Source organism: Microbacterium sp. LTA6 (genome assembly GCF_045690355.1).
GTDB lineage: Bacteria > Actinomycetota > Actinomycetes > Actinomycetales > Microbacteriaceae > Microbacterium.
In genome coordinates, this window is the sequence record NZ_CP147855.1 from 1,441,235 (window position 1) to 1,458,240 (window position 17,006).

Sequence of the window (17,006 nt, forward strand, 5' to 3'; positions counted from 1 at the left end):
ATCGGGTTCCGCCTTCTCCTCGATCCCCGCCCGCGATGCTCCCGCTGGACTGGGGGAATGCTCCGTGCACTCCGCTCCCTGCCCGAACGTCTCACCTCCCGTCGCGGCGCCTGGATCGCGCTGGCGATCGGGATCCTCGCTCTCGTCGCCGTGATCGGTGCGCTCGGCCGTGCCTCCGTGCCGGCGGGGAACGCCGCCGCGCCCGCCGCATCCGAATCCTCCCTGGCCGCCGCGGAGGCGGAGACCTTTCCGGATGCCGATGAGCAGACCGTCCTCCTCGTGGCGAGCAGAGCGGACGGGGCCGAGCTGACCGCCGATGATCTCGAAGCCTTTGCCGGGCTGCTCCCCGCGATCGAGGCGGAGACCGGGTACGTCGCATCCGGGCCGATCCCGAGCGAAGACGGCGAGGCGGCTGTCCTCCCGGTGACCGTAGAGATCGGCGACGACGACGAGGGCGCCGAGACCGCGGTGCACGGCCTTCGTGCCTTGCTCGAGGAGCACCCGCTCGACGGCTTGACCGTGCAGGTCACGGGCGGGCCCGCATTCGGCGTCGATGTCGCGGCCGCCTTCGATGGCGCCGACTTCACGCTGCTGCTCGTGACGCTCGGCATCGTGGCGCTGCTGCTCATCCTCACCTACCGATCCCCGGTGCTCTGGATCGTGCCGCTCGTCGTCGTCGCGCTCGCCGACCAGGCCGCGAACAAGGCGACCGCGGCGATCGGCACCGCGATGGGGCTGCAGTTCGACTCCGGGATCGTCAGCGTGCTGGTGTTCGGGGCCGGAACCAACTACGCCCTGCTGCTCGTCTCGCGATACCGAGACGAGCTGACCAGGGAAAGCGACCATCGCCGCGCACTCGTCACCGCGTGGCGGCGCACGGGGCCCGCGGTCCTCGCCTCGAACGCGACGGTCGTGCTCTCGCTGCTGACGCTCGTGCTCGCGGTCATCCCCGGAACCCGAGGACTCGGCATCGCCTCGGCGATCGGACTGATCATCGCGCTCGCGGCCGTCCTGCTGGTGCTGCCGCCCGCGCTCGCAGTATGCGGACGCGGTGTGTTCTGGCCCTTCGTGCCACGGGTGAGCGAGGACGGCTCGTCGACGCCGACGGGGGGCCGGGGCTGGCGGGCGGTGGCGACCGGAGTAGCGCGCCGCCCTTGGCTGCCGCTGCTCGGCGGAGTCGCCCTGCTCGGTGTGCTCGCGAGTGGTGTGCTCGGCGCCTCCGTCGGGCTGAGCCAGGCGGAGAAGTTCCGTGTGCCGTCCGAGTCAGCGGCCGGGCTCGAGGTGCTCGGGGAGCACTTCCCGCCCGGCGAGGCGCAGCCCATGATCGTGCTCGTCGACAGCGCGGAAGCGGATGCCGCGACCGAGGCGATCGAGGGTGTCGCCGGCATCATCCGGGTCACGCCGGCCGGCGAGAGCTCCGACGGGGACCGGACGCGGCTGGTCGTCACCGGAGAGCCCGCACCCGGCACCGATGAGAGCCTGCGCCTCGTCGAAGATGTTCGGAAGGCCGCGCACGGCGTCGCCGGAGCAGGCGCCCTGGTCGGCGGACCCGTCGCCGTCGATGTCGACGCGCGTGCCGGCAACCTGCAGGACTTCCTGCTGATCGTGCCCCTCGTTCTGGCCGTCTGCCTGCTCGTGCTCATGATGCTGTTGCGCGCCGTGGTCGCGCCGGTCGTTCTCCTCGTCGTGAACACCCTGAGCGCCGTCGCGGCGATCGGCGCGGGAACCTGGATCAGCCGCACGGTGTTCGGCTGGGACTCCCTCGACCTGCAGGTGCCGCTGCTGTCGTTCCTGTTCCTGGTCGCCCTCGGTATCGATTACACGATCTTCCTCGTGCACCGGGCGCGCGCCGAAGCCGGATCCGTCGGGACGACGGCTGGCATGGTGAATGCCGTCGCCTCGACGGGCGGCGTGATCACCAGCGCGGGCATCGTGCTGGCCGCTGTGTTCGCCGCTCTCGGGCTGCTGCCGCTGGTCACGCTCGGCCAGATCGGGCTCATCGTCGGCATCGGCGTGATCGTCGACACGTTCGTCGTGCGTACGGTGGTCGTTCCGGCCTTGTTCGCGGTGATCGGCGACGCGATGTGGTGGCCTTCTCGGGCACCGCGCCCGCCGCACCAGAGGGAGCAGAGCGAAGCGGGAGCACAGGGGGAAGAATGTGAGGATGCCCAGACGCACTCCTTCCCCTCAGCAGTCCGCTGAGGACGCGGCCATTGTGGCGGAGTCGGGAGCGCGAACGCGCACCTGGGCCGGGCTGGTCGGCGCGATCCGCATCGGGCAGGCCGCGATCGCTCTCGTGCTCACGGCCGTCGGCGCCGTGCGTGCGGCCGGTGACGGCGTCCCGCTGCCGTGGATCCTCGCGGTATCGTTCGTCTTCCTCGGCTGGTACGCCGGCGGCCTGCTGCTGGCCGAGCGCACCGGCGACCGCCGGCTCGCCACGTGGTGGCTGCTGGGGCTGACGCTCATCTGGCTCGGCGCCGTGGCGGTTTCGCCGGAATTCATCTGGCTCGCCTTCCCGCTCTGGCTGCTGGCCGGCTTCGTGATGCGGATGCCGTGGGCGGCGCTGCTGAGTGCGGTCGTCCTCGCCGTCGTGATCGCGGCACCGGTGCTCCATCACGGCGCAACGAGCTACGCGAATGTGATCGGTCCTCTTGTCGGCGGGGTCTTCGCGCTGGGAATCTCGCGCGGTTATCTCGAACTCGTTCGAGACGGCCGCGAACGGCGGCGTCTGATCGCCTCGCTCGTCGCCACGCAGGAGGAGATGGCGGCGCTGCAGGACGAGCTCGCCCGCACGCAGCGCGAGTCCGGGGCGAGCGCCGAGCGCACCCGGGTGTCGCGCGATATCCACGACACCGTGGCGCAGAGCGTGTCCTCGATCGGGATGCTGTCCCGTTCGGCCCTGGAATCTGATTCGGACGCCGACCGCGCCCGCGCGCTGGAGCAGATCGGCGCGCTCGCCGCGGAGGGGCTCGCCGATGCGCGGCGCATCGTGAACGACCTCATGCCGGCGGAACTCGACGGCACGGCCCTCGGTGATGCGCTCCGGCGGATGCTGCAGCGGTTCACCGCCGAGACCGGGATCGCCGCGACGCTGCACAGCGACGACGATCTGCCGTCTCTGGGACTCGATGTCGAGGTCGCGCTGCTGCGCACGGCGCAGTCGGGGTTGGCGAACGTCCGCACGCACTCCGGCGCGGCGCTCGTGGTGGTGACACTGGCGGATGCCGGCGACGCGGTGCGCCTCGACGTGGTCGATGATGGGCGAGGCTTCGATCCGGCGCGGCTGGACGCGCCCGGTTCCGGCGGCGGCTACGGCCTGCGCGCCATGCGGGCGCGGCTGCGGGAACTCGGCGGAGGCCTCGATGTGGAGAGCGCCCCCGGGGACGGCGCCGCACTCTCGGCTCACGTGCCGCTCGGGGGTCGGTCATGACCGCCGTGCGGGTGCTTCTCGTCGACGACCATCCGATCGTGCGCGCCGGCGTGCGTTCGCTGTTCGACCGCCGTGATGACGTCGACGTCGTCGGCGAGGCGGCTTCCGGCGAGGAGGCGGTGGTGCTCGCCCGGCACCTGCATCCCGACGTCGTGCTGTGCGATCTGCGTCTCGGCGACGGCATGGACGGCGTGCAGACGACGGCAGCGCTGCGGTCGCAGCATCCGGCCCCCGCCGTGATCATCCTGACGACCTTCGACCGGGACGCCGAGATCCTCGGCGCGATCGAGGCGGGAGCCGCCGGATACCTGCTCAAGGACGTCGCGCCCGACGACATCGTGCGCGCGATCCGGCGCGCTGCCGCCGGCCAGCTGGTACTCAGTCCCGAACTCACCGAACGTGTCGTGCAAGTGATGCGCGCCCCGCGGGTGCGGCTGACCGAGCGTGAACTCGACGTGCTGCGGCTGCTCGACACCGGTGCGTCGAACCGCGAGATCGCGAAGACGCTGTTCGTCAGCGAGGCCACCGTGAAGACGCATCTGGTGCACATCTTCGACAAGCTCGGTGCCGACAGCCGGGCCCGCGCGATTGCGATCGCCCGCGACACCGGCGTGCTCTGACCGGATCTCAACCGTTCGATGGATTCACGGGACAGGCGCCCGCGGGAGGCTGGATGCAGTCTCGAAAGGATCCCCTTGCGCAAGCTCTTCTATGCCGCGTTCGCCTACATGCTGATCGGCGTCGCCTCCGGCCTCTTCTACCGTGAGTTCACCAAGCTCAACGACTTCCCCGAGGGGCAGCCGACACAACTCGGCCTCGTGCACACGCATCTGCTCGTGCTCGGCTTCGTCGTGCTGTTGATCGTGCTGCTGCTGGAGAAGGCGTTCGGGCTTTCCGAGAGTCGCCTGTTCGGCTGGTTCTTCTGGGTCTACAACGCCGGACTCGTGCTGACTTCGGCGATGCTCGTGTGGCACGGCTGCCTCACGGTGCTCGGTCAGGAGTCGTCGAAGATGATCGCCGGCATCGCGGGTGTCGGCCACATGCTGTTGACGGCCGGGATGGTGATGCTGTTTCTCGCTCTGCGCACGCGCCTGTTCGCAGCGAAGCCCGCCGTCGCTGCCGACTGAACGATCCGCAGGCGGAGCGGAGAAAAACGGATGCGGAGCACCGAATCGATTCGATAAGCTGACGGGAATGCATCCAGTGACGGGTGCATTCCACGATCCGCCCCCGAGTTCTGCGAGCCGCTTCTCTCATGGCCACCCCCCTCACCACGGGCAAACCGTGGCGCGTCATCCTCGCCTTCGCCGTGCCGCTTCTCATCGGCAACGTCGTCCAGCAGCTGTACCAGTTCGTCGACGCGGTCGTCGTCGGCCGCCACCTCGGCGTGGACTCGCTCGCCGCCGTCGGGGCGACCGGCAGCCTGCTCTTCCTGCTCCTCGGCTTCGCCTGGGGTCTGACGAGCGGCTTCGCGATTCCGATCGCACAGGCATACGGAGCGCGTGACGACGCCGCCGTACGCCGTTCGGTTGCGGCCGGGGTCATCCTCACCGGCATCGCGAGCGTCATCCTCACCATCGGTGCGCCGCTGATCGCTGCGCCGACACTGGCGCTGCTGCAGACACCATCGGAGCTGATGGACGAGGCCGTCGTGTTCACCCAGATCAGTTTCATCGGCGCCGGCGCGACGATGTTCTTCAACTACCTGTCGGCGATCATCCGCGCGATCGGCGACTCGCGCACTCCGCTGGTCTTCCTCACGGTCTCCTGCGCGCTCAACGTCGGGCTGGTCATCCTGATGGTCGGCCCCCTCGCCTGGGGCGTGGGCGGGGCGGCGCTCGCGACCGTCGTCGCCCAGGCGGTCTCGGTTCTGCTCTGTCTCGAATTCGTCCGGCGCCGGCTGCCGACGCTGCATCTGAGCGCGCAGGACTGGCGCGTCGATCGTGCCGAGCTCGCCGAGCACCTGCGGCTCGGCCTGCCGATGGGTTTCCAGGCATCGATCATCGCGATCGGGACCCTCACCGTGCAGGTGGCGCTGAACACGCTGGGTGCAGACGCCGTGGCCGCCTACACGACAGCGTCTCGAATCGACGGCCTGGCCGTCGCACTCCTCGGCTCGCTGGGGCTCGCCGTCTCGATGTACGCGGCGCAGAATCACGGCGGGCAGCGGCCGGATCGCATCCGCCGTGGCGTCGTCCAGGCCACATGGATGGCGGTGGTCGCAGCCCTCGTGCTCGGCGGGCTGCTCATCGCCTTCGGGGTCCCGATGGTGCGGTTGTTCATCGGAGACGGCTCCGACGAGGTCGTCGAGCTCGCCCACCTCATGCTCATCGTCAACGGATGCGGCTACTGGGCGCTCGGCGTACTGTTCGTGCTCCGCGGCGCGCTGCAGGGCCTCGGCCACACCCTCGTTCCGACGGTGACCGGTGTGATCGAACTGGTGATGCGGGTGGGCGCAGCGGTGGTGCTGGGCGCGATCATCGGATTCACCGGCGTCGCCCTGAGCAACCCGCTGGCCTGGGTCGGGGCGATCCTGATGCTCGTGCCGGCGTACGTGAGCGCGCACCGCGCACTCGGACGGATGCCCGTGTCACCGGCCGAGCCGACGGCGACGTCGGCGATCGCGATCGTCGGCCCGACAGACGGGTCGATGGTCGTCGATGCCGTCTTCACGCAGCCGGTGCCGATCGTGCGACCTTCGCGCCGCCGTCTCCTGAAGCGACGCTGACCCGCACTCCGATCCGGAATGTCCTCCTACGGGATGACCCTGATCGGCCTTGAGGTGGATGTCTTCGTCACGTACATTTCATAGTGTCGAATGGTGCGGAAGTTCCGCAGACCGGGGGGTCATCATGACAACAACGCTGAGCGTGGCTAACGGACTTTCGGCGATCATGGTGCCGATCGGAATCGTGGGGGCGGCACTCGCCGTGATCTGCGCGATCGTCGCCGGTATCGCGATCATGCGCGGGGCGGCAGGCCTGTGCGGAGGAGCGGTCGGGCTGTGGATCCCGTGCGCGATCGTGAGCGCTTCGGCCTCCTTCGGAAGTCAGTGGATGCCACTGCAGGTGTCCGCAGCAGCGCTGATCGGGATGCTCGTGATCGGCGCCGTCGTGCGTGCGATCGTGAATACGGCGCAGGCCCCAGCGACCGGCAGTGCCGCGACGCCGGTGGTGGCGCCCAAGGCTGCTCGCGCCGCGACCCGCACCGTGGCACCGGTGACCGGAACGCTCGCGGTCCAGAAGTCCGCTCACGCGGCGTAGGGCGCCGCAGGTCACCGCGGCAGCAGCCCGCTGCCGTCGCGCAGCTCGAACACGAGCTGGGTCTCGGTGCCGCGCACGACCGGGTGGATCGTGATGTGCTCGAGCACGATGTCGCGCAGCGCCGTGGCGTCCTGCACCGCCACGTGCACCAGGAAATCGTCGACCCCCGCGACATGGAACACCTGGAGGACCCGCGGGATGCCGACGAGGGCATCGAACAGAGCGATGACCTTCGGTCCGGTGTGATTCGCCAGCCGCACCTTGATGATCGCCTGCAGCGGGAATCCCAGCGCGGCTTCGTCGACGCGGATGCGGGTGTCGCGGATGATCCCGCGAGTGCGCAGCGCACGCACCCGGTGCGCACACGTGGATTCGGCGAGTCCGAGCCGGGTGGCCAGTGCCTTGTTCGTGATGTCGGCATCGCGGGTGAGGACGGCGAGCAGCTCCAGGTCGATCTCGTCGAGAGGGCTCGCGCCTTCTTGTGCTTTCATCAACTCACGCCTCCTCGATACCGCAGATGTTGCACAGAATAGCGGCAATCGCCCTGATTCCAGCGGACTCTGTCGATTCTTACCACTGGCATTGTGTTTCCGGCAATGTGGAGGGATGACCGCACCGCTGCATCCTGACACCGTCGCCGTCCACAGCGGCCGTTCCGACCTCGAGGGACTCGGCGTGCACGCGCTGCCGATCGACCTCTCCACGACGAACCCGCTTCCGGACATCGAGCGCGGCGGCGACTCCTATGAGGCGATGGCGACCGGCGGCCGACCACCCGCCGACGGCAGCATGGTCTACGCCAGGTTGTGGAACCCCACAGTCGCCCGCTTCGAGGAGGCGCTCGCGGAACTCGAGCACGCCGAGGCGGCCGTCGCGTTCTCCTCCGGCATGGCCTCGATGACCGCGGTGATCCTCGCCCACTGCGCGGCGGCGGGCAAGCCTCACGTCGTCGCGGTGCGCCCGCTCTACGGCGGCACCGACCACCTCCTCGGCTCTGGATTGCTCGGCGTCGAGACCACGTACTGTCACCCGGACGAAGTTGCGGCATCCGTCCGCCCGGACACCGGTCTCGTCGTCGTGGAGACGCCGGCCAACCCCACCCTCGAGCTCACCGACATCTCCGAGATCGTCCGGCAGGCGGGAGGCGTGCCTGTGGTCGTCGACAACACCTTCGCGACGCCGGTCCTGCAGAATCCGATCGACCTGGGTGCGGCGATGTCGCTGCACAGCGCGACGAAGTACCTCGGCGGGCACGGTGACGTCATCGCCGGCGTCGTGGCTTGCAGTGAGGAGACGGCCGAGGCGCTGCGTCGCGTGCGCGCCGTCACGGGTGGGCTGCTGCATCCGCTCGGTGCGTACCTGCTGCACCGCGGACTGACCACGCTCCCGGTGCGGATGCGCCAGCAGCAGGAGAACGCACGGCAGATCGTGCAGTGGCTGATCGACCGTCCCGAGGTCGCCGAGGTGTACTACCCGGGCCTCGACGGCGACCCGCACGGAATCGTCGCCCGGCAGATGCGCGGCACCGGAGCGATGATCGCGATGCGTCTCAGTGGCGGTTACGCGGCGGCGAGTTCCATCGCATCGGCGGTGGGACTGTTCACCCACGCTGTCTCGCTCGGCGGGGTCGACTCGCTGATCCAGCATCCTGCCGCCCTCACACACCGCCCGGTTCCCCCCGAGGCTCGGCCGGCCGCCGACGTGCTCCGCCTCTCGATCGGTCTGGAGAATGTCGACGATCTGATCGCCGATCTGCGCCAGGCGTTCGAGGCGGCGCCGGCGGGGCAGGATGCTGCCGCATCCGTCCTCACGGAGGCCCTGCACCCCATTCGCTGAGCCGGGCCGCATTCCGCGGCGTTTGTGCACTCCAGACAAGAAACTCAGTTCCAGGTGCGGTGAAACTTGATGCCGACGGGCAAGGTTCTCACAACCAGGAGGACGGCCCATACGCTCGCCGGTGGCAACGACGCCACTGACCCCTGGAGTCCTCAATGACGAGTACAAGACCCCACGCGCACGGCCTCGGCATGCGCATCACCGTGATCGTGCTCAGCCTGCTGCTGGCTGCAATGGTGATCCTCTATTTCGCCACCACCGGCCGGATCGCCGCCGGCGCTGCCGAACTCGCCGATGGCACGACCTCGGCGCAGGAGGGCTCCGCCCAGCTCGCGGCCGGTGCCGACGACCTCGCCGACGGTGCGGGCGACCTCGCCGAGGGCACCGAGAAGCTCTCGACGGGGGCGACCAACGCCCACGTCGGATCGGAGAAGCTCAGCGCAGGCGCGGCGAACGCCGCGGCCGGGGCGGTGAACCTTGCTGCGGGGGCGGACACTCTCTCGATCGGCGCATCGAACGCCCTCGCCGGGGCGGGGCGGCTCAGCGCCGGCGCGCAGTCTGCCCTGTCGGGTGCGCAGCAGCTGTCATCGGGCATGGCCCGAGCAGATGCCGGTGCAGCCACGGCGCTCTCGGGCGCGCAGCAGTTGTCAACGGGCATGATCACCGCAGACGCCGGGGCGCAGTCAGTGCTCGACGGCGCGACCAGGCTCGCTGCCGGTGTCGCCGGGGCTCACCAGTACTCGTCCGGCGTCCTCGCCAAGGCGTCGGAGTTCAGCACCGCGCTGTCGTCGAAGGTGACGCCGCAACTCCAGGGGCTCGCCGCAGAAGAGACCAGGGTCGCGCTCTCGAACGTCGCCGCAACGGCGCCGGGAAATGCGCAGACGCTCGCGGATTCGATCGCCGCGCTCGCTGCGGCCGATCCGAGCAACGCCCAGCTTCAGGAGCTCGCCAGGCTCGCTGCCGGTGTCGACCAGCAGGTCGACGCGCTGGCGGCACCGGCCGCGACAGCACCCGTGCTCGCTCAGGGCGTGATCGCGGCCTCGCAGGGCGCGCAGCAGCTGGTGGGTGGCGTGAACGCGATCGTCGCGGGCGACCCGACAAAGGGATGGCCCGGCACGGTGGCCCTCGTCGATCCGGCAGCGGCGCCGGCGCTCGTGAAGGGTGCGCAAGCGCTGAAGGACGGCACATCGAAGCTCTCCGCCGGCGCGTCCACGCTCGCATCCGGATTGCAGCCGCTGAAGGATGGCACCGCGGGACTGGCGGGCGGTGCCTCCTCGCTTGCCGCTGGCTTGGAGACGCTCTCGACCGGCGCGATCTCGTTGCACGATGGCACCGCGAACCTCAGTTCCGGTGCAAGCCGACTCAACGACGGTGCGGCGTCCCTCGCAGAGGGCACTGCGACGCTGCACTCCGGCGCAGCCGGTCTCGTGTCCGGCCTCGATGCGCTGTCCGAGGGTGCGACGACGGTCGCGAAGGGAACCGACACCCTGGCTGCCGGGGGCGACAAGCTCGCCACCGGTGCGACCGGCCTCGCCGAGGGCAACGGTCTGATCGCCGAAGGAACCGGAACACTCGCCACGGCGACCGCTGGTGCCGCCCCGACGGTTCTCCCCTGGGCGCTCGGGATCGGACTCGTCGGACTCATCGCGCTCGGATTCTGGATCGGGCACCGCGTCAGTCACCGCAACCGTCTCGCAACGGCGTGACGGCACCCGGAGAATCCGGGTTCCTGCCAGCCGCACTGCCGTTCCGAACCTTCTCGGGACGGCAGTGCGGTCTCAGCTCCGACGCGCGCGCACCAGGCGCTTCCCGATCACGCCCTGCCGCGGACTGAACAAGTAGACGAGGCCGAACACGACACCCTGCACGACGACGACGAGCCCGCCGGAGGCGGCATCGATCCAGTAGCTGAGGTAGATGCCGATGACGCTGGACACCGCCGACATGATCGGCGCGATCACCAGCATCCGCCCGAACCTGTCGGTGAGCAGATATGCCGTCGCTCCGGGGATGATGAGCATCGCCACGACCAGCACCACGCCGACGACCTGCAGAGCGACGACGGCGGTGAGCGCCAGGACGCCGAGGAGGAGGGCGCCGAGCATGCGCGGGGAGAGACCGATTGCGAACGCGTGCGTGGGGTCGAACGCGTAGAGCGTCAGGTCGCGTCGCTTCACGATGAGCACGGTGAACGCGATCGCCGCCAGGATGCTGATCTGCACGAGGTCCGAGACCGAGACGCCGAGGATGTTCCCGAAGATGATGTGGTTCAGATCGGTCTGACTCGGCGTGACCGAGATCAGGACCAGCCCCAGGGCGAACAGGGTCGTGAAGACGATGCCGATCGCGGCATCCTCCTTGATCCTGCTCGTGCCGCGGATGAGCCCGATCAGGGCGACCGCGAGGAACCCGAAGACGAGGGCGCCGAGCGCGAAGGGAGCGCCGAAGATGTAGGCGAGCACGACGCCGGGCAGCACCGAGTGCGAGACGGCGTCGCCCATCAGCGACCACCCGACGAGAACCAGCCAGCACGAGAGGAGCGCGCACACGATGGCGGCGATCACCGTGGTGGCCAGGGCGCGCACCATGAAGTCGTACTGCAGTGGTTCGAAGATGAGATCGAGGATGCTCATGCGGAACCCTCCTCGGGCGCGGGGTCCTCGAGCCCGAAGGCGCGCGCGAGATTCGCGGGCCGAAGGGCCTCCTCGACGGGGCCGTGCATGATCACGCGATGCAGCAGCAGTACCGCCTCATCGGCGAGAGACGGAAGCGCGTGCAGGTCGTGCGTCGAGACGAAGACCGTCTGCCCGGAAGCGGCGAGCTCGCGCAGAAGTCGCACGATCGTCGCCTCCGATCTCTTGTCGACGCCGGCGAACGGTTCGTCGAGCAGCAGGATGTCCGCCCCCTGGGCGATGCCGCGGGCGACGAACGCGCGCTTGCGCTGCCCGCCGGAGAGCTGACCGATCTGGCGATCCGCTAACGCCGTCAACTCGACCCGCTCGAGCGCCTCATCCACCGCGACGCGGTCTGCCGGCCTCGTTCGGCGGGTGAATCCCTGGCGCCCGTACCGTCCCATCATCACCACGTCGCGGACGGAGACGGGGAAGGCCCAGTCGACGTCTTCGCTCTGCGGCACGTATCCGATCAGTCCCCGCCGGCGTGCGGCGGCGGCGTCGACCCCGTCGAGAAGGACGCTGCCGCTGCTGGGGCGGACCATGCCGACGATCGTCTTGAAGAGGGTGGACTTGCCCGATCCGTTCATGCCGATGAGACCGGTGACGCGTCCGGCCTCGACCGTCAGTGATACGTCGTCGAGGGCGAGGACATCGCCGTAGCGGACGGTCGTGCCGCGCACCTCGATCGCCGCGGTCATGGGGTGCGTCCCGTCAGGGCGTCGATGATGGTCTTCGCGTCGTGCCGGATCAGATCGAGGTAGGTCGGAACCGGGCCGTCCGGCTCGGAGAGCGAATCGACGTAGAGCGTGCCGCCGAATTCGGCGCCGGTGGCTTCGACCACCTGTCGCATCGGCTTGTCGGACACCGTGGACTCGCAGAACACCGCGGGGACGTCGTTCTTCTTCACGAACTCGATCGTTCCGGCGATCTGCTGCGGCGTCGCCTGCTGCTCGGCGTTCACCGCCCAGATGTACGCCTCGGTCAGTCCGGCATCGCGGGCGAGGTAGGAGAATGCCCCCTCGCAGGTCACCAGCGCGCGCTCTTTCTCCGGGAGCGCCGAGAGCTCACTGACCAGCTGGTCTTGAACCTCCTGCACCTGTGCCTTGTACGTCTCGGCGTTGGCGGCGAAGTCCTCGGCGTGCGCTGGATCGAGTTCGCTGAACGCCTCGGCCATGTTGTCGGCGTAGAGCTGCACATTCACGGGGCTCATCCACGCGTGCGGGTTGGGCTTTCCTTCGTAGGTGTCCTCGGCGATGTCGATCACGTCGACACCGTCCGACACGACGACGTGCGGCACGTCGACGGACTCGACGAACTGGCCGAACCACACCTCGAGGTTCAGCCCGTTGTCGAGGATCAGGTCTGCGTCGGTGGCCTTGCGGATATCGCCGGGCGTCGGCTCGTATCCGTGGATCTCCGCGCCCGGCTTGGTGATCGACTCCACGACCAGGTGATCACCGGCGACGTTCTCGGCGATGTCGGCGAGCACGGTGAACGTCGTCAGGACGACAGGCCGCCCATCACCTTCGTCGGGTTGGCTGGTTCCGCAGCCCGTCAGGCCGAGAGCGCCCAACGCAGCGACGACGGCAGACACACGACGGACCAAATTTTTAGGCACACCGAAAAGATACCAGTGGTTGCCCTGCTCGGGGTCGGACTGCTCAGGGCAGAACAGCTCAGAGCAGATTCCGCCCCGCGCCTCGGCACGGGCACGCACGATGGGGGCATGAGCGAAGAGAATCCCATCCCGCAGTTCGGCCCCGAAGCGCGCCGCGCCCTGTTCCACGAACGCGTGCTCGTGCTCGACGGCGTGCTCGACGACGACAACGGCACGCTGCTGATGACGCAGTTGCTCGCGCTCGCCGCAGAGGATGCCGTCACCGACATCGCCCTCTGGATCCACTCGCCCGGCGGCTCCGTGCCGTCGATGCTCGCGATCCGCGACATCATGCGGCTCATCCCCAACGACGTCGCCACCCTCGCCCTCGGCCTCGCCTGCAGCGCGGGGCAGTTCCTGCTCTCGGCGGGAACCCCGGGCAAGCGGCGGGCGCTGCCGCACGCACGGATCCTCATGCACCAGGGATCGGCGGGCATCGGCGGCTCCGCGGTCGAGATCGAGGCGCAGGCCGACGATCTGCGGCACATGCGCGACACCGTCCTCGGCCTGATCGCCGGCGACACGGGTCAGCCGCTCGAGCGCATCTTCGAGGACTCCCTGCACGACCGCTGGTACACCGCCAGCCAGGCGCAGGAGTACGGCTTCATCGACGAGATCGTCACGTCGATCGGAGACGTCATGCCGCGCCGACGCGCGCGGGTCGGACTGGGAACGGATGCCGCGGCATCCGCCCCGAAAGGAGCGAAGTCATGAGCAGCTACACGATTCCGAACGTCATCGCGCAGCATCCGCGTGGTGAGCGCATCATGGACGTGTACTCGCACCTCCTCGCCGAGCGGGTCATCTATCTCGGCACCGGCATCGACGCCGGGGTCGCGAACGCGCTGATCGCCCAACTGCTGCACCTCGATGCCGACAGTCCCGAGTCCGGCATCCAGTTCTACATCAACAGCGAGGGCGGCGATCCCGGCGCGGCTCTCGCGATCTACGACACGATGCAGCACATCCGCCCGGCGATCGCGACGACGTGCGTGGGGCAGGCGATCGGGCCGGCGGCGCTGCTCGTGGCGTCGGGCGCGCCCGGTCAACGTGCGGCTCTCGCCCACGCCAGGATCGTGCTGCACCAGCCGGCCGGTCAGTCGCGGGGCGCGATCCCCGACCTCATCCTCGCGGCCGACGAGGTGGTGCGGGTGCGCGCCGATATGGAGGAGATCCTGGCCAGGCACAGTGGTCGCTCGCTCGCAGAATTGCGCGCCGACACCGATCGCGACCGGGTGTTCGCCGCAGCCGCGGCCCTCGACTACGGACTGATCGACAGCGTGCTGGGGGAGCGGACCGTGGCCTGAACCGTGCGGCAGCGGTGCCATCTGCATGACCGGATCACGGATGCAGGACGAAAACCCCTGATTCGGGCTGGCCCAGCTGCATCGGTCCTGCAAGTCGCACGGCGGCGAGCGGATGCGGGGCCAGGGGCCCCGCAGTAACGTCAGGCGGCGAGGGCGAAAGCCGCGCGGCCGGCGGAGACGGCGACGGATGCCGTCGTCGAGCGCAGCTCGTCGGCCACCGCACTGGTCAGCTCGATGAGCGAGGTCTCCAGCGCCCCGCTGATCGCGGCGATCATCTCGCTCGACGGCTCCTTCAGCCCGCGCTCGACCTCGGAGAGGTACTGCGGCGAGACGCCGGCCTTCTCGGCGGTCTCGGTGAGGGTCTCTTCCCGGTCGTGGCGACGGCGGCGCAGCTGGTCGCCGAGCAGTTGGCGCCAGAGCGGCTCGGGATCGGTCGCCTTCGGGCGGGGATTGCGCGGGAGATGCAGGAGCTCGGCCATGCCTCACGGTAACGCCGCGCCCGCCGTCGGCTCCAGTGGTTCTGCTCAGAGCAGAACGCCGGCGTCTCGCGTTCACAACTCAGGAGATTCTTCCCGGTACTGCTGTCGTCCCGGCCGGAGACCCGTGGAATTCCGGGGGCCGTCGGAAGCTCCGCCCCAAAGATTCCTGAATTGTGGACCGATCAGCGGCGCGCACCAGCCAGACGAACAGCCTCAGGCTTCGGTCTTCGTCGATGCCTGGTCGGCATCCGTTGCCGCCCAGCTGGCGAGCATCTTCAGCTTCTCCTCCGAGGGCGTTCCCGGCTCGGCCGTGTACGTCGACAGGTGCAAGCCCGGGTCGGCGGGGAGCTCGAACGCCTCGTACACGATCTCGAGTTCACCGACGATCGGATGCCGGAGCCGCTTCACCCCGCTGCGGTGATAGCGCACATTGTGCGCGGCCCACAGCGTCCGGAATCGCTCGCTGCGCGTCGAGAGCTCTCCGACGAGGTCGCTGAACTTCCGGTCGTAGGGGTTGCGCCCGGCTTCGCCGCGCATCGCCGCGACGAGGTCCTGGGTGACCTGCTCCCAGTCGACGTAGAAGTCTTGCGAGGCCGGATTCAAAAAGGCGAAACGCGCACTGTTCGGCACCGGCTCGGTGAAAACCGGGGCGTACAGCGCGCGGCCGAGAGTATTCGCGCCGAGATACTCGAAGTAGTTGTTGCGCACCAGCGCAGGAGCGCCGGTCATCGCGTCCAGCAGTCGCTGGATGCTGGGGCGGATCGACTGAGCCTTCTTCCGCGGCTTCCGTGCGATCGGCGAGGCGTTCGCGGCGCGGGAGAGATCGAACAGGTGCGCCGTCTCGGCGTCGTCGAGCTGCAGAGCTCTGGCGAGGGCCTCCAGCACGCTGTCGGACACTCCGGAGAGATCGCCGCGCTCGAGGCGGGTGTAGTAGTCCACGCTGACCCCGGCGAGCAGTGAGACTTCTTCGCGGCGCAGGCCCGGTACGCGGCGGTTGCCGCCGTACGCGGGAAGTCCGGCCTGATCGGGGGTGAGGCGTGCGCGCCTCGTGGAGAGGAATTCACGCACCTCGCTACGGGTGTCCATGCCCCGACGCTACGCCGTTGCGACGTAAGAAGGGAGGTTCTGCCGGTACCAGGGTCTGCGGAGACTGAAGCCCGGCCGGACAGGGGTTCCGACAGGCCCTCCCTTCTCGGCCAGGGCGCACCCACACTGAAGATGACGATCTCGGCGAGCACCGACCCGACGATCGAACAAGAACAACAGAAGGAGCACACATGCGCGGAGTAGTCATGCACGGACCCGGTGATGTCCGGGTTGAAGAACGCGAGAAGCCGAAGATCACCAGGCCGACGGATGCCGTCATCAAGATCGCCGCAACCTGCATCTGCGGGTCCGACCTCTGGCCCTACCGCGGTGCTGACGCCGTCGACGCGACGCCGATGGGGCACGAGTACGTCGGAGTCGTCGAGGAGGTCGGCGCGGAGGTGAAGAACGTGAAGGTCGGCGATTTCGTCGTGGGGTCGTTCATGGCATCCGACAACACGTGTGAGATCTGCCAGGCGGGCTACCAGTCCCGTTGCGTACATGTCGTGCCGATGGGCAAGTACGGGACGCAGGCCGAGTACACCCTCGTTCCGCACGCCGACGGCACGCTCGTCGCGACGCCCGGTCAGCCCGATGCGGATCTGATCCCGGCGCTGCTCGCGGCATCCGATGTGCTCGGCACCGGCTGGTTCGCCGCCGTCGCGGCCGAGGCCGGTCCCGGCAAGACCGTCGCCGTCGTGGGTGACGGAGCGGTCGGCCTGCTCGGCGTCCTCGCGGCCAAACAGCTCGGCGCCGAGCGCATCATCGCCATGAGCCGTCACGCCGACCGCCAGGAGCTGGCGCGGACGTTCGGGGCCACGGACATCGTCGAAGAGCGCGGAGACGAGGGCGTCGCGAGGATCAAAGAGCTCACGAACGGGCTAGGCGCCCACTCGGTGATAGAGGCCGTCGGTACGCAGGAGTCGATGATGCAGGCCATCCGTTCGACCCGCGCCGGCGGACATGTCGGATACGTGGGCGTCGCGCACGAGGTCGCGCTGCCGGGCGAGGAGCTTTTCTTCTCCGGCGTGCACCTGCATGGTGGTCCCGCGCCGGTGCGGCGATTCCTGCCGGAACTCATTCAGCTCATCTGGGATCGGAAGATCGACCCTGGCACGGTGTTCGACCTGACGCTGCCGCTCGAGGACGCAGCCGAGGGTTATCGGGCCATGGACGAGCGTCGAGCCACGAAGGTGCTGCTCACGGTGTGAACTGCGGATGCTCGCCGCATCGCCGTGTCGGCCCAGCCCACTCCCGCTTCTATGCTGAACGA

At 69.0% G+C, this 17,006-nt stretch carries 17 protein-coding genes; 11 read left to right on the forward strand and 6 right to left on the reverse strand.

Features of this window, described 5'->3' with window-relative positions:
• Positions 1–57 precede the first annotated feature (57 nt).
• From LTA6_RS06815 to LTA6_RS06840, 6 genes are all read left to right on the forward strand, one after another.
• Positions 58–2,202 (forward strand): MMPL family transporter, encoded by a 2,145-nt coding sequence (locus LTA6_RS06815; RefSeq protein ID WP_407359021.1) that lies wholly within the window; start codon positions 58–60, stop codon positions 2,200–2,202.
• Positions 2,165–3,430, forward strand: a complete 1,266-nt coding sequence (locus LTA6_RS06820) for a sensor histidine kinase (RefSeq protein ID WP_407359022.1) — start codon at positions 2,165–2,167, stop codon at positions 3,428–3,430. The genes LTA6_RS06815 and LTA6_RS06820 overlap by 38 nt, the downstream gene beginning before the upstream one ends.
• Positions 3,427–4,050 (forward strand): response regulator, encoded by a 624-nt coding sequence (locus LTA6_RS06825; protein ID WP_407359023.1) that lies wholly within the window; start codon positions 3,427–3,429, stop codon positions 4,048–4,050. The genes LTA6_RS06820 and LTA6_RS06825 overlap by 4 nt, the downstream gene beginning before the upstream one ends.
• A gap of 75 nt (positions 4,051–4,125) precedes the next feature.
• The gene (locus tag LTA6_RS06830; RefSeq protein WP_407359024.1) at positions 4,126–4,557 is read left to right on the forward strand and encodes a DUF2871 domain-containing protein; all 432 of its coding nucleotides are present in this window, start codon (positions 4,126–4,128) and stop codon (positions 4,555–4,557) included.
• A 128-nt stretch (positions 4,558–4,685) separates the two neighbouring features.
• The gene (locus LTA6_RS06835) at positions 4,686–6,158 is read left to right on the forward strand and encodes an MATE family efflux transporter (protein WP_407359025.1); all 1,473 of its coding nucleotides are present in this window, start codon (positions 4,686–4,688) and stop codon (positions 6,156–6,158) included.
• A 124-nt stretch (positions 6,159–6,282) separates the two neighbouring features.
• Positions 6,283–6,693 carry a hypothetical protein gene (locus LTA6_RS06840; protein WP_341976799.1) on the forward strand — a complete coding sequence of 137 codons (411 nt, stop codon included), beginning with the start codon at positions 6,283–6,285 and terminating at the stop codon, positions 6,691–6,693.
• Positions 6,694–6,704: 11 nt separating this feature from the next.
• On the opposite strand, the gene LTA6_RS06845 is transcribed toward LTA6_RS06840, so the two are convergent.
• On the reverse strand, positions 6,705–7,184 hold the full coding sequence (locus LTA6_RS06845) for an Lrp/AsnC family transcriptional regulator (RefSeq protein WP_407359026.1): 480 nt from the start codon (positions 7,182–7,184) through the stop codon (positions 6,705–6,707).
• Between the two features lie 115 nt (positions 7,185–7,299).
• Here LTA6_RS06845 and LTA6_RS06850 point away from each other — a divergent pair, with 115 nt between their 5' ends.
• Complete coding sequence (locus LTA6_RS06850) at positions 7,300–8,529, forward strand: trans-sulfuration enzyme family protein (RefSeq protein WP_407359027.1); 1,230 nt, start codon at positions 7,300–7,302, stop codon at positions 8,527–8,529.
• Positions 8,530–8,684: 155 nt separating this feature from the next.
• Positions 8,685–10,235 carry a hypothetical protein gene (locus LTA6_RS06855; protein WP_341976805.1) on the forward strand — a complete coding sequence of 517 codons (1,551 nt, stop codon included), beginning with the start codon at positions 8,685–8,687 and terminating at the stop codon, positions 10,233–10,235.
• A 72-nt stretch (positions 10,236–10,307) separates the two neighbouring features.
• Here LTA6_RS06855 and LTA6_RS06860 read toward each other — a convergent pair whose 3' ends face one another.
• From LTA6_RS06860 to LTA6_RS06870, 3 genes are read right to left on the reverse strand one after another with little or no spacing between them, the layout of a single operon-like run.
• Positions 10,308–11,162 carry a metal ABC transporter permease gene (locus LTA6_RS06860; RefSeq protein WP_363549740.1) on the reverse strand — a complete coding sequence of 285 codons (855 nt, stop codon included), beginning with the start codon at positions 11,160–11,162 and terminating at the stop codon, positions 10,308–10,310.
• Positions 11,159–11,902: a metal ABC transporter ATP-binding protein gene (locus LTA6_RS06865; protein WP_407359028.1), complete on the reverse strand. Its 744-nt coding sequence runs from the start codon at positions 11,900–11,902 to the stop codon at positions 11,159–11,161. Before LTA6_RS06865 ends, LTA6_RS06860 begins: the two co-directional genes overlap by 4 nt.
• The gene (locus tag LTA6_RS06870) at positions 11,899–12,822 is read right to left on the reverse strand and encodes a metal ABC transporter substrate-binding protein (RefSeq protein ID WP_407359253.1); all 924 of its coding nucleotides are present in this window, start codon (positions 12,820–12,822) and stop codon (positions 11,899–11,901) included. Before LTA6_RS06870 ends, LTA6_RS06865 begins: the two co-directional genes overlap by 4 nt.
• 108 nt (positions 12,823–12,930) lie before the next feature.
• On the opposite strand from LTA6_RS06870, the gene LTA6_RS06875 reads away from it, so the two are divergent.
• Together LTA6_RS06875 and LTA6_RS06880 are read left to right on the forward strand one after the other, a co-directional pair.
• Positions 12,931–13,575, forward strand: coding sequence for a ClpP family protease (locus tag LTA6_RS06875; RefSeq protein WP_407359029.1), 645 nt, complete (start codon positions 12,931–12,933; stop codon positions 13,573–13,575).
• Complete coding sequence (locus LTA6_RS06880; protein WP_407359030.1) at positions 13,572–14,168, forward strand: ClpP family protease; 597 nt, start codon at positions 13,572–13,574, stop codon at positions 14,166–14,168. Before LTA6_RS06875 ends, LTA6_RS06880 begins: the two co-directional genes overlap by 4 nt.
• 140 nt (positions 14,169–14,308) lie before the next feature.
• Here LTA6_RS06880 and LTA6_RS06885 read toward each other — a convergent pair whose 3' ends face one another.
• The gene (locus tag LTA6_RS06885; RefSeq protein WP_341976815.1) at positions 14,309–14,647 is read right to left on the reverse strand and encodes a helix-turn-helix transcriptional regulator; all 339 of its coding nucleotides are present in this window, start codon (positions 14,645–14,647) and stop codon (positions 14,309–14,311) included.
• A 213-nt stretch (positions 14,648–14,860) separates the two neighbouring features.
• Positions 14,861–15,733: a helix-turn-helix transcriptional regulator gene (locus LTA6_RS06890; protein WP_407359031.1), complete on the reverse strand. Its 873-nt coding sequence runs from the start codon at positions 15,731–15,733 to the stop codon at positions 14,861–14,863.
• Between the two features lie 191 nt (positions 15,734–15,924).
• On the opposite strand from LTA6_RS06890, the gene LTA6_RS06895 reads away from it, so the two are divergent.
• Positions 15,925–16,944, forward strand: a complete 1,020-nt coding sequence (locus LTA6_RS06895; RefSeq protein WP_407359032.1) for a zinc-dependent alcohol dehydrogenase family protein — start codon at positions 15,925–15,927, stop codon at positions 16,942–16,944.
• Positions 16,945–17,006 lie beyond the last annotated feature (62 nt).